Here is a 14,499-nt window from a genome sequence, read left to right as displayed (position 1 = left end):
GGTGATTCTCGCCGGCGGCTCGGGTACGCGGCTCTGGCCCGTCTCGCGCGAAAACTATCCGAAGCAACTGATCGGGGTGATCGGCAAGGAGTCGTTGCTGCAGTCCACCGTGCTGCGCATGAAGGATTTTCCGTTCGGATGGGACGTGGTCCCCGAGCCGGTGATCGTCTGCGGAGAAGAACATCGTTTCGTGACTTCCGAACAAGTTCGCGAGAGCGGCGTGAGCGCGTGCATCGTCGTGGAGCCGTGTCGCCGCGACACGGCGCCGGCGCTCACGCTTGCTGCACTTGCCGCCTGTGCCGACGGCAAGGACGCGATCCTGGTGGCGATGCCCGCCGATCACGTCATTGCCGATATTGGCGCGCTGCACGCGACCATCGACACCGCCGCACGCCATGCGCAAGCCGGCGAGATCGCCACATTGGGGAGTCCGCCGAGCCGTCCCGACACAGGCTTTGGCTACATCCGCCTCGGTGCTGCGCTGCAAGACGGCGCTCATCAGATCGATGGTTTCGTCGAAAAGCCGGCGGCCGAACTTGCCGCGCAATACGTTGCATCGGGCTCCTACTGGTGGAACAGCGGAATTTTCGTGGTGCGCGCGTCGGTATGGCTTGCGGTACTTGAACAACTTCAGCCGGAGATGCATGCGGCATGTGTCTCGGCGCACGAACACGGGAAAACCACAGACGGATACTTGCGACCAGACGCTACCGCATTTGCGAAGTCGCCGTCCGACTCGATCGACTACGCGGTGATGGAGCATCTCGGCCGCGCCGATTCTCCGTTCAGGGGCGTGGTGGTGCCGCTCGAGGCGGGCTGGACGGACCTGGGTTCGTGGGACGCCGTCTGGGACGCGATGGAGAAAGACGAGTCCGGCAACGTGGGAAGCGGACGGGTGGTGTTCGAAGGCTCGACTTTGAGCTACGCGCGTTCCGAGGGCGGCAGGCTGGTTGCATGCGTGGGCACCCATAACCTGATCGTAGTGGAAACGGACGACGCCGTGCTGGTCGCCGACCGCTCCGCGGTGCAGGACATCAAGGGTCTCGTGTCGCGTATCAAGCTCTCCAAATCGCCGGAAGCGGCCGTTCACAGAAAAGTTCGGCGTCCTTGGGGTTTCTACGATTCCATCGACAGCGGCGATCGGTTCCAGGTGAAGCGCATCGTGGTGAATCCGGGCGCCCGCCTGTCGTTGCAAATGCATCACCACCGCGCGGAACACTGGGTCGTCGTGAGCGGAACGGCGCTGGTCACCCGGGGTGAAGAAGAGTTCTTGCTGAGCGAAAACGAATCGACCTATATCCCTCTTGGCGTGCGGCACCGTCTCGAGAACCCGGGCCGCGTACCGCTCGAAATCATTGAAGTGCAGTCAGGCACCTATCTCGGCGAAGACGACATCGTGCGGTTCGACGACAAGTATGGCCGGTGCAGCTAATCAACCGTAAAGCAAAAAAGTCAGCGGTTCGGGGAGAATAAAAATGCGCGGAATCACAGACTTGGCTTCAAGAGTCTTCGACGTCGGGGTGATCGTGCTGACCGCGCTGGTGGCGGCGCAGATTCGCTTCGACGACGTGCCGGATCGCAGCTTCTATATGGCCTTCGTCGCGTTCGCGGCGGCGTTTTCGCTCGCGGTATTTCCTGCGCTCGGCGTGTATGAATCCTGGCGCGGCCGGTCGAAGACCGCGCTGACCGGCCAGGTCGCGCTGAGCTGGTTCATCGTGCAGGGCTGCGCGATGGCGCTGATGTTCTCCCTCCACAAGATCGACTTCGTGTCGCGTCTCTGGTTCACGTACTGGACCGCCATGGCGGGCGCGGCGATGATCTCGGGCCGCCTGGGCGCTCACGTGATCCTGGGGCGCGTGCGTAACGCCGGTCTCAACCTGCATCAGGTGGCGGTAGCGGGTTGCGGCGACCATTGCGACGTGATCGTACGCAAGATGGATACGACGCCCGCCGCCGGCTTTCGCGCGAGCGCTGCCTATAACGTGAAGAGCGGCGCGACGATGAACACCCGCGTGCCGGTGTTCGAAGAGCACGCAGCCTTCGCCAATTACGTACGCACGCAGCACATCGACGAAGTCTGGCTTGCGCTGCCGCTGACTGAAGAACGCACGATCCTCAAGCTCGTCGACGAATTCCGCAACGACCTCATCAATATCCGCTTCATGCCCGACGTGCGCACGCTTGCGCTGTTCGAAGGCAGCGTGACGAACCTGCTCGGCGTGCCGACCATCAACCTCGCCGCTTCGCCGTTGACGCCCAATGCGGTGATGCAGAAGGAACTCTTTGATCGCTGCTTCGCGGCAGCCGCGTTGCTTGCGGTGGCGCCGATCCTGCTTGCCTGCGCGATCGCCGTGAAGCTGAGCTCGCGTGGCCCGGTGTTCTTCAAGCAGCGCCGCAAGGGCGCGGACGGCCGCGTGTTCACCATCTACAAGTTCCGCTCGATGCGCCTGCATGAGCAGAAGGCCGGCGTGCTGGAACAGGCGCACCGCGGCGACTCGCGTGTCACCAAAGTGGGCGCGTTCCTGCGCCGCACGAGTCTTGACGAACTGCCTCAATTCTTCAACGTGCTGCGCGGCGAAATGTCGGTGGTGGGTCCGCGCCCGCATGCACTCGAACACGACGATCTCTACCAAAAGGTCGTGTCGGGCTACATCCATCGCTACCGGATCAAACCGGGCATTACTGGATGGGCCCAGGTCAATGGCTTCCGCGGTGAGACCGATCGCATAGAAAAGATGGAAGGACGGGTAGCACACGATTTGTATTACCTCGGAAATTGGTCGTTCGGACTTGATATGCGAATCATCTTCGCGACGATCTTTAAAGGCATGCGCCATACAAACGCTTACTGAAGTAGGGGACGACCAACATGAACAGCACACAACAATCCGGCGCCGTACTGCCGAGTAAAAATAACCATGCCGTGCCTTTAACGCGGTTGGCGATGGCCCTGACGCTTGCAGCGATGCTGTCCGCGTGCGCACTGGCTCCAGGTCAGAAGATGATCATGCCGCCGACGTTGCCGGAGACGTCGACCGACTCCGGCGACCCGGCGACCGAGGTCCAGATCCCGATCACGACGATCGATCTGAAACTCATTCGCCAGCAGCAAGCTGCCCGCATGGCGGATGTGAAGACCACAAACGACCTCGGCCTGTTCGCCAAGCCGACGCCTTATAAGCTCGGCCCGGGCGACGTGTTGCAGATCACGGTCTGGGATCACCCCGAACTGGCGGCGGCGCTCGGCCAGCCGCAACCGAATGCAAAGCCGTCGGACGCCGCTCCCGGCTTCGTGGTCGATGGCGATGGCAACATCGAGTTTCCGTACGTGACGAAGCCGATCCACGCTGCGGGTAAGAGCGCGGAACAGGTCCAGCGCGAGATCTACGCGGACCTGAGCAAGGTCTTTGTCAAGCCACAGATTACGGTGCGCGTAGCGTCGTTCCGCTCGGCGCAGGTCTATGTGGATGGCGAAGTGCGCGCACCGGGCGCCCAGAGCGTCAACGACATTCCGATGACGCTCACCGAAGCAGTCAACCGCTCGGGAGGCTTCACACCCGCCGCGGACCAGAGCCGCGTGACGATCATCCGCAACGGCACGTCGTATCCGATAAACGTGGCGGACATGATCGCGCGCGGCAAGAACCCGTCGGAAATCATGCTGCAGCCAGGCGACATGCTGCACGTGGAGTCGCGTGAAGATAATACGGTGTACGTAATGGGTGAAGTGAACGCGCCCAAGGCCGTCCAACCGACGCACAACGGGCGCCTGACGCTCGGCGAAGCGTTGTCGCAAGCGGGCGACATGAATCCTAATTCCGCCGACGCCAAGTCGCTCTACGTGATCCGCCAGGCAACCAGCGACAAGCCTGAGATCTATCACCTCGACGCGCGTTCGCCGGTTTCGATGTTGCTCGCCAACCAGTTCGACCTGCAATCGAAGGACGTGGTCTACGTCGACAACAGCGGGCTGGTGCGCGCAAGCCGCGTGCTCAACCTCTTGTTGCCAGCGATCAACGCGGGCCTGACGGCGGCGATCATAACCAAGTAGTTCTGGAAGCTGCGTCCGGCGCCGAGGGCAACTACGCGCCGGCCCGTTTCAATTGTTTGACTGAGTGAGCGAACAAAAAATGGCCATTAATTTCGAAAACCGCTATACGGACGTGGTGTCTACGGGGGACGAGCTTCGCTTGTCCGACTACCTCGGAGCCGTAATAGCGAGCTGGCGCCTCATCGTTACGATCACCCTCGCAGTGGTGCTGCTCGCCACGGCGTACGCGTTTATCGCGCCGCCGGTGTATCGCGCCGACGCAATGATCCAGGTGACGGAAAGCCAGGCGGGCAACAACAATAACAACAATGCCAACGCGGTGCAGACGGTGTCACAGATGTTCGACGCGAAGTCGACGACAGCAGCTGAAATCGAGCTTCTGCGTTCGCGCCTCGTGGTTGAGGATACGGTCAACAGGCTGCATCTCGACATCATCGCCCGGCCGCGTTATTTCCCGATCATCGGCGGCGTGATCAGCAGCATCGGCAGCCTGCTGGGTAGCCGCGACGGCGAGGCACCGGCTAGCTGGCTGTCCGGTTTCGCGTGGGGCGACGAAAGCGTTTCGGTGCCGAAGTTCGACACGCCGAAGGAAGCCTACGAGAAGACCTACACGCTGACCGCAGGAGAAAACGGCAGCTACGTCCTGAGCGATCCGGACGGCATTGCGATCCTCAACGGTCACGTTGGCCAGGAAGCAAGCGGCACGAGCGCGCTGGGTCCCGTGACGCTGATAGTGGACAAGATGGAGGGCGCGCCGGGTGCGAAGTTCGAACTGACGCGCTACTCCACGCTCGGCACGGTAGACGATTTGCAGAAGCGCCTGACCGTGGCCGAAACAGCGTTGCAGTCCGGCATTATCGCGGTGAGCCTTGAAGGCCACGACAGCAAGCTCACATCGCAGATCGTGAATAACATCGCACACCGCTTCGTGCAGCAGGATCTCGATACGCGTTCGGCCGAAGCAGGCAAGACGCTGGCGTTCCTGGAACAGCAACTGCCGGAACTGCGTACCCAGCTCGACCAGGCTGAGCAAAAGTACAACACGTTCCGCAATAGCCATGGCACGGTCGACCTGAGCGAAGAAAGCCGTCTCCTGCTCCAGCAGGTCGTCGACAACAAGGCGAAGCTGATGGACCTGCAGCAGCAACGCGCTGAACTGTCGCAACGCTTCACGGCCAACCATCCTTCCGTCGCCGCGCTCGACGCGCAGATTGGCGCGCTGACAGCGGCCCAGGGTTCGCTGACCAAGAACGTGGCCGTGCTGCCGGATACGGAACAAACCGCACTGCGCCTGTTGCGCGATGTTCGCGTGGACACTGAGTTGTACACGAACCTGTTGAATACCGCGCAGCAGTTGCGCGTGGCGAAGGCGGGCCAGGTCGGCAATGTCCGGGTGGTCGATTTTGCCGAGGCCGCCGACGACCCCGTTCGTCCGAAGCGCCTGCTCGTGATCCTGATCAGCCTGGGTGGTGGGCTGATCATCGGGATGATGGTGGCGTTTATTCGCAAGGCCCTGATCGGCGGCGTGGAGCGTCCGGAGGAAATCGAAAAGGCGCTGGGCGTGCGGGTGTTCGCCGTCGTGCCGCGCAGCAACCAGCAACTGCGGCTGCAACAAAAGGTGGGCTCGCGCAGCCAGGGCTTGCACGTGCTTGCCGCGACCGCGCCGGAAGATGCGGCCGTGGAAGGCATTCGCGGACTGCGCACTTCGCTGCAGTTGCAGATGGCCGATGCACGCAACAACGTCGTGATGCTGACGGGCTCGCGTCCGGATGCCGGCAAGTCCTTCCTGTCGGTCAATCTCGCGACGCTGGTCGCATCGACGAGAAAGCGGGTCTTGCTGATCGACGGCGATATGCGTCGTGGCGACGTGCACTCGCACTTCGGCGTGCGTCACATGCCCGGCTTGTCGGACGTACTGATGGGCGCGGATATCGAATCGGCGGTACTGCATGACGTGCTGCCCGGCGTCGACTTGCTGACCAAGGGATCGCTGCCTTCGCATCCGTCGGAACTGTTGATGAGCGACCGCATGAGCGAAGTGCTCGACGTGCTGAAGCACCAGTACGACCTGGTGATCATCGATACCCCGCCGGTCCTCGCCGTCACCGACGCGACCGTGATCGGCAAGCATGCCGGCACGAGCCTGCTGGTGGTGCGCCACGGGCGCAACCAGGTGGACGAGATCGGCGAGACCATGAAGCGGCTGCATCACGGCGGCGTGAACATGAAGGGCATTCTTCTCACCGACGTGCCCCAGTCGAAGCTCATGTCGGGTAGCAGCTACCAAAGCTACTACGGCTACGAAAGCATTTCTGAGTGATTGCAAGGACGAGTACGGCGTGGCGCGCGAGGGACGCGCGTCACCTCCAATTTGCTGAAGACGAGAGGCACGAGATGAAACGCAAGGTCGCTTTGATTACCGGCATTACGGGACAGGATGGTTCCTATCTCGCCGAGTTCCTGCTCGCGAAGGGCTATGAAGTACACGGCATCAAGCGCCGCAGTTCTCTCTTCAACACGGACCGCATCGACCATCTGTACAGCGATCCGCACGAATCCGATCGCAAACTGTTCCTGCATCACGGCGACTTGTCCGATTCGACCAGTATCCTGCGCATCGTGCAGCGCGTGGAGCCGGACGAAATCTACAACCTGGGCGCGCAGAGCCACGTGCAGGTGTCGTTTGAAGAACCGGAATACACGTCCAACGTAGATGGTCTCGGCGCGCTGTGGATCCTGGAGGCGATCCACATTCTCGGCATGGAGAAGAAGACACGTTTCTATCAGGCGTCGACATCCGAGCTGTATGGCCTCGTGCAGGAATCGCCGCAAAAGGAAACCACGCCGTTCTATCCGCGCAGCCCTTACGCCGTCGCGAAGCTCTATGCGTACTGGATGACGGTGAACTATCGCGAAGCGTATGGCATGTACGCGTGCAACGGCATCTTGTTCAACCACGAGTCGCCGGTGCGTGGGGAAACGTTTGTTACGCGGAAGATCACGCGGGCGCTCGCGCGTATCGCGGTTGGCATGCAGGACAACATGTATCTGGGCAATTTGTCGTCGCTGCGCGACTGGGGCCATGCGCGTGACTATGTCGAGATGCAATGGTTGATGTTGCAGGGCGACCAGCCGGAAGACTTCGTGATCGCGACCGGCATCCAGCACAGCGTGCGCGAATTCGTGATCCAGGCGGCGGCCGAACTCGGCGTGCACATACGCTTCGAAGGCGAGGGCGTGAACGAGGTCGGGATCGTGGATCGCGTCGAAGGACGCGAGACGAAGCTCGTCAAGGGCGACGTGATCGTGCGCGTCGATCCGAGCTATTTCCGTCCGACCGAAGTGGAAACACTGCTCGGCGACCCGTCCAAGGCACACGCGAAGCTCGGCTGGCGCCCGACGACGACCTTCGCGTCACTCGTGAAGGAAATGGTTCGCTCCGACTTCCAGATTGCACGGCGCGATGCGCTTGTCACGCTGGCCGGATTCAAAGCCCTTGAACATCACGAGTGAATACCATGGAAAAGAACGCACGCATTTACGTAGCGGGTCATCGCGGCATGGTGGGCTCGGCGCTGGTGCGCCGCCTGACCGACGCGGGATACACCAACATCATCACGCGCACCAAAACGCAACTCGACCTGACCGACCAGGTCGGAGTGAACCTGTTCTTTGAAGAGCAGAACATCGACGTGGTGTTGCTCGCCGCGGCGAAGGTTGGCGGCATTCTTGCCAATTCGACCCTGCCGGCCTCGTTTATCTACGAGAACCTTACGATCGAAACTAACGTGATCCACGCGTCGTGCCGCTGGAACGTGTCGAAGCTGGTGTTCTTTGGATCGTCGTGCATTTACCCCAAGGCCTGTCCGCAACCGATCAAGGAAGAGTACTTGCTGACGTCTGCGCTCGAGCCGACCAACGAGGCGTATGCCATCGCGAAGATCGCCGGGCTGAAGCTATGCGAGGCCTACAACCGCCAGTACGGTTGCAAGTTCGTTTCGCTGATGCCGACCAATCTGTATGGGCCGAACGACCACTACGACCTGAAGAGCAGCCACGTGCTGCCGGCGCTGATCCGCAAGGCGCATGAAGCGAAGATCAACGGGGAAGCAACGTTGGGCGTGTGGGGTTCGGGTACGCCGCGCCGCGAGTTCATGCATGTGGACGATCTTGCCGCCGCTGCGGTGTTCGTGATGGAAAGCGATCGCACCGAAGGTGTGTTCAATGTCGGCGTGGGCGAAGACCTGTCGATCCGCGAGCTAGCGGAGACGGTGTGCCGCGTGGTGGGGTTCGATGGCCAACTCGTATTCGACGCAAGCAAGCCCGACGGCACCATGAGGAAACTGCTGGACGTGTCGAAGCTGGCGGATATGGGGTGGAAAGCATCCACCGGCCTCGAAGAAGGCATTCGCGCGACCTATCAGGATTTCCTGATGAGCTACGAGGCGCTGGAGCGGCAGGCCGTCCACGCGTGAGCCCGGCAGAGCCGACTAGCACGACGCGCGCCACCTATCAAGGATAACTACATAATGAACGCATCCGTTACCATCTTTCATAACGTCGTATGGTCGCGGCACAAGGGTGCTGTGTTGTCGGCGCTGCATAATATTTCGGGGACCGGGTCGATCAAGTATTCGGTGGTTCAGATCGCCGATACAGAGCATGACCGGATCGGCTTTTCCGAGGTGGACTATTCGTTCCACCGTTATCCTATGCGCAAGCTCTACAACGGCTGTTACGAGGATATCTCGACGTGGCGCATGACGGCCCGCCTCACGTGGGAAGTGTTGAAAACGAAGACGGACCTTGTCGTGCTGCCGGGCTATCACCGCCCCGAGTACTGGGCGATGCTGGCCGCCTGCATCCTGACAGGCAAGCGTCGCGCGGTGTTCTGCGATTCGACCGGCCGCGATCGTCCGCGCAAGATGCTGACCTCTATTCCAAAGCGCGTGTTCTTCGCATTTTGCGACGGCTACTTCGGCTTCGGTGAACGCAGCCGCGAATACCTGATGTCGCTTGGCGCCAAGCAGGAAAAGATCTTTATTCCGTGCCAGGCCGCCGCGCTGCCGCGCTCGTTCTCACCGGAACGCGCGTTGCCGGATCGGCTGCACTACCGCACGGGCAACAAGCCGGCGTTTGTCTATGTCGGACGCTTGTCGCCGGAGAAAGGCATTGGCACCTTGATCGATGCGTTCCGGGGCCTGAAGGAGCGCATTCCTGACGCCGCGCTACGTATCGTCGGCACAGGTCCGATGGGCGATGAACTCAAGGCCCGGGTGGCGGCGCTCGGTCTGGCGGACTCGATCACGTTTCTTGGCAGCTTGCAGGACGCGCCGTTGTCGGTCGAGTATTTCAGCGCGACCTGCATGGTGCTGCCGAGCATGAGCGAACCGTGGGGGCTGGTTGTCAACGAGGCGCTCAGCCACGGATGTCCGTCGGTCGTCAGCGAGAGTTGCGGCTGCGTGCCGGAACTGGTGATCGACGGTGTGTCGGGGTATGCCTTTCCCGCTGGCGACGTGCCGGCTCTGCAACGCACGATGCTCAAGTCGATCGAGGCTTTTGCCGACACGGCCGGCACCGCCACGCGTTGCATGGATGTAATCCAGCGTTTTGATCCGCCATCGGCGGCCGCGAACATCGCACGCGGTTGCGCGATGATGCTTACTGACTGACGTTATACGACCAAGAGAGCCACGCTTGAGCACCGAAGCGCGTGTGCGCCGGGGCGGTCTCATGCGTAATGTTTCGAAAGAAGTCCTTCTCGCCGGCGAGGTTTAGCTGACGGAAGTGGAGCTGCGATGAAAATCCTAATCTACGGGCTGAACTACGCCCCAGAGCTGACGGGGGTGGGCAAGTACACCGCCGAGATGGCCGAGTCCTTGCAGAGCCAAGGCCATGAGGTGCGCGTAGTGTGCGCGCCGCCTTACTACCCTGAATGGAAAATCGGCCAGGGATTTTCCGCATGGCGCGGTTCGTGCGAAACGATTAACGGCGTGCGTGTATGGCGCGCTCCGCTGTGGGTGCCCGCACGTCCTAACGGCCTGAAGCGCCTGGTCCATCTCGCGTCCTTCGCGCTGTCCTCGCTGCCGGCTCTTGCCTTGCAGGCTTTCTGGCGTCCCGACGTCGTGATGTCGATTGCGCCGAGCTTGCTGAATGCGCCCGCCGCGCTCGCGTTCGCGCGCATCACCGGCGCCCGTGCGTGGCTGCATATACAGGACTTCGAAGTAGATGCAGCCTTCGATCTCGGCTTGCTCAAGAACGCACGCGCAGCACGCGTCGCGCTGGCGGTCGAGCGGGCCCTGCTGCGGCGCTTCGACGTGGTGTCGACCATATCGGGAAAGATGATCGAACGCGCGATGTCGAAGGGTGTCGCTTCGTCGTCCCTGTTCCGCCTGCCCAACTGGGTCGATATCAGCGCGATCTATCCGCTCGGACCGTCGGCCCGGCTCCGGGATGAGCTCGACATTCCCGCTACCGCGAAGGTCGTGCTTTATTCCGGCAACATGGGCGCGAAGCAGGGTATCGAAATTCTCGCGGGCGCTGCTTGCGCACTCGCCGAGAGGCAGGACATCGTGTTTGTTTTTTGCGGCAATGGGGCGACCAAGGTCGATCTGCAGAGCCGCTGTGACAAGCTGGTCAATTGCCGTTTTATCCCGCTGCAACCGCTGGATCGTTTGAACGAACTGCTCAATCTCGCCGATGTCCACGTGCTGCCGCAGCGCGGCGATGCTGCCGATCTCGTCATGCCTTCCAAGCTGACCGGCATGTTTGCGAGTGGCCGGGCGGTGATCGCGATGGCGCGTCCTGACACCGAGCTTTTCAACGTGGTGGTGTCGCGTGGCGTAGTCGTAGCGCCTGAGAGCGTCGAAGCGCTGATCGCCGCCATTGAAGCGCTGGTGGCCGATCCGGAACAGCGGGCGGTGTTGGGCGCAGCGGGGCGTGTGTTTGCTGAACTGAACCTGTCCCAGGAAGCGGTGCTTGCGCGTCTTGAGGAAAAGCTGCGTTGGCTAAAGGGCGAGCGGGTGACCGGGCGCGCGATCGAGCGCAAAGATCCTCGTTTCGCTCGGGCAGGAGGCGTCGTGGCCAACGCCGGTCCGAGGGAGCCGTCAGTGAAGTTGGCGGAGACGGAGAAGATTGAGTAGGCCCCCGCATCGACGCCCAATCAATAGGGAGACCGATAGATCTCCGTCGTTTTATTCTTCGCAGCCTTGACTCCGGTGTTGCCATAGAGTGGCGCCGGGGCGGCGCCCTTGGCCGCGGCCGGATCCTGCGTCTGCACGCGCGCCGCGGGTTTGTAGACGACCGACCCAGGCTTGACAAACGAAGCGTTGGTTTGCGCTGGATTTGCATTGTCCATCATTTTGTCCGCCGATGTCTGCCCGGTTCCCGCTGCTGCATTAGGTTGAGCTTGACCTTGACCTTGAGGTTGACGTTGAGCGGGTGCCGGCTCCTGGACGCGTCCGTAAGGGTCTGCATAGCCGGCGCCGTAGGTGTCGGGGGCGCCGAGCAACTTGTCTTCCGCTGTCGGCCCACCCATGCCTGCATCGGCGTCGCCCGCTTGTGCGCACCGCATGAACGAGACGGCTGCGAGTGCGACTAAGAGCGAGCTCAAGGCACGTGGATAGAACAGGGGCTTCATGGTGCACTCCGGAAACATGGCTAGTATGAAGATTGATTGTTATCCCAAAGTTGGAGCGATGTCGAGCGGTTCGCACCCCGTGGTTTCAGGGTAGTCAATTCTCTTGGCAATCTTCATGCGGATACCGCCAAAAGTCTTTCCGATGCGGCCATTGGTGGGCTGGCGTACAAGAGCTACGAAATGCCGTCGCGGATAATCAGATCAAACGATGTCGCTAAGCATCTCGCTAAGCATCAGTACTTATATGGGCTCGGGGGCCGGCAATCATGGACAGGACCGTAGTTGAAGCCTGCTTTCAAGGTCAGCCTGATTTGGAGAGGACGGTGACGGGGCAGCGCACACGAGACGCTAATGTGAGTCAGGGCGGTTCCGGTGCCGGCAAGGTCATCGACTTGAGTCTCGCGGGACAGGGAAACTTCGTCGCCAAGCGCGGCCTCCTGATCGAGATGGCTTGGTTCCTCATTGAAGCCGCATTGATCAACAACAAGCTTAATCCGGTGTCGGCTGTGCGTGTCTGGCTGTTACGCCGCTTCGGCGCGCGCATCGGTACGGGTTGCCGAATGCAGCACCCGATTCGCGTGAAGGCACCGTGGAATCTCGAAGTGGGCGACAACTGCTGGTTTGGCGTAAACGCATGGATCTACAACCAGGCGATGATCCGCATCGGCTCGAATGTATGTATCTCGCAAGATGTCTTTCTCACCACCGGTTCGCATGATCTTGCGAAGACCATGGACTTGCGGGTGGCGCCGATCGTGATTGAAGACGGCGTGTGGATTACTTCCAGATGCGTCGTACAGATGGGCGTGACCATCGGCCGCTCGAGCGTGGTGACACCCCTGTCGGTCGTGCATCGGTCGCTGGAAGCAGAGGGGGTGTATGGCGGCAATCCGGTGCGCTTCATCAAAAAGCGCTTTCCGCTTTGATGCGCGCTAGATTGGCTGTCCGAAGCAAGCGGGATTTGAGTCGATTACCTGCATGCCCACCTGCATGCTTTGGCCGTCCACGACGTTATCTTGGCGGGTATCGCGGTACGTAGCAGCCGATTATTACAGACGGGTAAGGCTTGGACGGCTCCGTGACTCCCGAGTAAGTTCGACCGCATTTGAATGCCGTGCTGCGAAGAACGTTAGATGAACTAGAAACTGGATGGGCCTGTCGTGCCAACCGAATGGCGACAAGCGGATATTGGCAGCGAAGCGTTTCGACAACGGTGACGACAGTGGATCGCCGACACAACACAAACCGGCGAACTGCTGCACACGAAGAGGAGCACGGGGAATGTTCATTGATAGCCGGAGTATTGAGCAGCGCGCGGTGATCGAGACCACGGTCTGCATTATCGGCGCGGGCGTCGCGGGGATCACGCTGGCCCTCGAGATGCACAAGCAGGGCGTCAATACGGTATTGCTGGAGAGCGGAGGTTACAAGCCGGACAATCACACCCGCGATCTGTATCGTGGGGAAAACGTCGGCATTCCTTATACCTATGCCGATGGTAGCCGCAGCCGTTTTCTGGGTGGCAGCAGCAATTGCTGGGGCGGCTGGTGCCGTCCGCTGGATTCCTGGGACTTCGAAAAACGCGATTGGGTGAAGGATAGCGGCTGGCCCTTCGGCCTCGACGAACTGAGCCCGTACTATGCTCGTACTCATTCGCTGCTGAAGCTTGGCGAAAACAATTTCGATCCGGCGTATTGGGAAGCGGCTATCAACCGCAGCGACGTCAAGCGTCATCCGCTGCCAAGCGGCACGGTGCGCGACACCATTTCGCAGTTCAGCCCGCCGGTGCGCTTTGGCAAGGTGTATCGCGCTGAACTTGAAGCATCGCAGCATGTGCGTGTGTTCCTCAATGCAAACGCGATGAACATCGACACCGACGCCGAGGCGAAGACCGTCTCGCGGATCGAAGTGGGAACGCTCAATGACCGGCGCTTTACCGTCGCTGCGAAGATATTCGTGGTGGCGACTGGCGGTATTGAGAACGCGCGTTTGCTGCTGGCGTCGAACAAGGTTCAGGCGGCCGGGCTTGGCAATGGCAACGATCTGGTCGGCCGGTATTTCATGGACCATCCGCGCACCATGCAGGGCAGCATCAAGTTCAAGAAGCCGTGGGCGCGCAACAAGCTCTACGACATCAAATATCACTATCAAAACGCGGCGGTGTCGGCACATGGACAGTTCATCTCGTCGCAGTTCGCATTGACCCAGGACGTCCTTGAGCGTGAGGGTTTGCTCAATGCACGCGTCTGGTTCTACTCGTTGTTTCGCGGGGAAAATACGGCGGGCGCTGAAGCGCTGGTCCGATGCAAGCAGGCTGTCTTGAAGAAGGACCAGCCTGACTGGAACTTCTCGCAGGACCTGCTCACCATGGCGATGCATCCGATCGACACCGCTTGCTTCGGTCTTGCGCGGTTGTTGCAGCCGCGCCCGCTGATCACCGACATCAAGTTCCAGACGATCGTGGAACCCGAGCCCAATCGGGACAGTCGTGTGACGCTCTCGGCGCAGAAGGACGCGCTCGGGATGAACCGTGTGAAGGTGGATTGGCAACTGACGGAACTGGTGAAGCGCACCTTTGATCGCACCGTTACGCTGCTTGCTGAAGAAATGGAGCGCACGGGCGTAGCTGACGTGCTGCTTGATGAGCCGCTCGAAGGCAAGCCGTGGCCCGCGCAACTCGAAGGCACATGGCATCACATGGGCACGACGCGCATGCACGATTCCGACAAGCAGGGCGTGGTTGATCGCAACTGCAAGGTGCACGGCATGAGCAACCTGTACGTGGCTGGAAGCTCGGTGTTCCCGACGG

The 14,499-nt window shown here is 60.9% G+C and carries 11 protein-coding genes; 10 read left to right on the top strand and 1 reads right to left on the bottom strand.

Annotated elements, in window-relative coordinates; translation table 11 throughout:
• Position 1 precedes the first annotated feature (1 nt).
• From WCA53_RS06125 to WCA53_RS06090, 8 genes are all read left to right on the top strand, one after another.
• Entirely contained in the window at positions 2–1,432 is a 1,431-nt protein-coding gene (locus WCA53_RS06125; RefSeq protein ID WP_423906933.1) for a mannose-1-phosphate guanylyltransferase/mannose-6-phosphate isomerase, read from the top strand.
• Positions 1,433–1,475: 43 nt separating this feature from the next.
• Positions 1,476–2,852, top strand: coding sequence for an undecaprenyl-phosphate glucose phosphotransferase (locus WCA53_RS06120; protein WP_423906931.1), 1,377 nt, complete (start codon positions 1,476–1,478; stop codon positions 2,850–2,852).
• 17 nt (positions 2,853–2,869) lie between these two features.
• Entirely contained in the window at positions 2,870–4,051 is a 1,182-nt protein-coding gene (locus WCA53_RS06115) for a polysaccharide biosynthesis/export family protein (RefSeq protein ID WP_423906928.1), read from the top strand.
• Between the two features lie 79 nt (positions 4,052–4,130).
• Positions 4,131–6,371, top strand: coding sequence for a polysaccharide biosynthesis tyrosine autokinase (locus tag WCA53_RS06110; protein ID WP_423906925.1), 2,241 nt, complete (start codon positions 4,131–4,133; stop codon positions 6,369–6,371).
• Between the two features lie 74 nt (positions 6,372–6,445).
• Positions 6,446–7,564 (top strand): GDP-mannose 4,6-dehydratase, encoded by a 1,119-nt coding sequence (gmd, locus tag WCA53_RS06105; RefSeq protein ID WP_423906922.1) that lies wholly within the window; start codon positions 6,446–6,448, stop codon positions 7,562–7,564.
• A 5-nt stretch (positions 7,565–7,569) separates the two neighbouring features.
• A complete protein-coding gene (locus WCA53_RS06100; RefSeq protein WP_423906920.1) occupies positions 7,570–8,526 on the top strand; it encodes a GDP-L-fucose synthase family protein in 957 nt (318 codons plus the stop codon).
• A 54-nt stretch (positions 8,527–8,580) separates the two neighbouring features.
• Positions 8,581–9,723, top strand: coding sequence for a glycosyltransferase family 4 protein (locus WCA53_RS06095; protein ID WP_423906918.1), 1,143 nt, complete (start codon positions 8,581–8,583; stop codon positions 9,721–9,723).
• A 126-nt stretch (positions 9,724–9,849) separates the two neighbouring features.
• Complete coding sequence (locus WCA53_RS06090; RefSeq protein ID WP_423906916.1) at positions 9,850–11,193, top strand: glycosyltransferase WbuB; 1,344 nt, start codon at positions 9,850–9,852, stop codon at positions 11,191–11,193.
• A gap of 20 nt (positions 11,194–11,213) precedes the next feature.
• Here WCA53_RS06090 and WCA53_RS06085 read toward each other — a convergent pair whose 3' ends face one another.
• On the bottom strand, positions 11,214–11,690 hold the full coding sequence (locus WCA53_RS06085) for a hypothetical protein (RefSeq protein ID WP_423906913.1): 477 nt from the start codon (positions 11,688–11,690) through the stop codon (positions 11,214–11,216).
• A gap of 323 nt (positions 11,691–12,013) precedes the next feature.
• Here WCA53_RS06085 and WCA53_RS06080 point away from each other — a divergent pair, with 323 nt between their 5' ends.
• The gene (locus WCA53_RS06080) at positions 12,014–12,616 is read left to right on the top strand and encodes a DapH/DapD/GlmU-related protein (protein ID WP_423906911.1); all 603 of its coding nucleotides are present in this window, start codon (positions 12,014–12,016) and stop codon (positions 12,614–12,616) included.
• 355 nt (positions 12,617–12,971) lie between these two features.
• A partial coding sequence (locus WCA53_RS06075; protein WP_423906909.1) for an FAD-dependent oxidoreductase occupies positions 12,972–14,499 on the top strand: 1,528 nt, incomplete at its 3' end.

The organism is Caballeronia sp., from assembly GCF_049581465.1.
GTDB lineage: Bacteria > Pseudomonadota > Gammaproteobacteria > Burkholderiales > Burkholderiaceae > Caballeronia.
The sequence above is the reverse complement of the archived record's forward strand: the minus strand, read 5'-3'. Positions and strand labels throughout refer to the sequence as shown.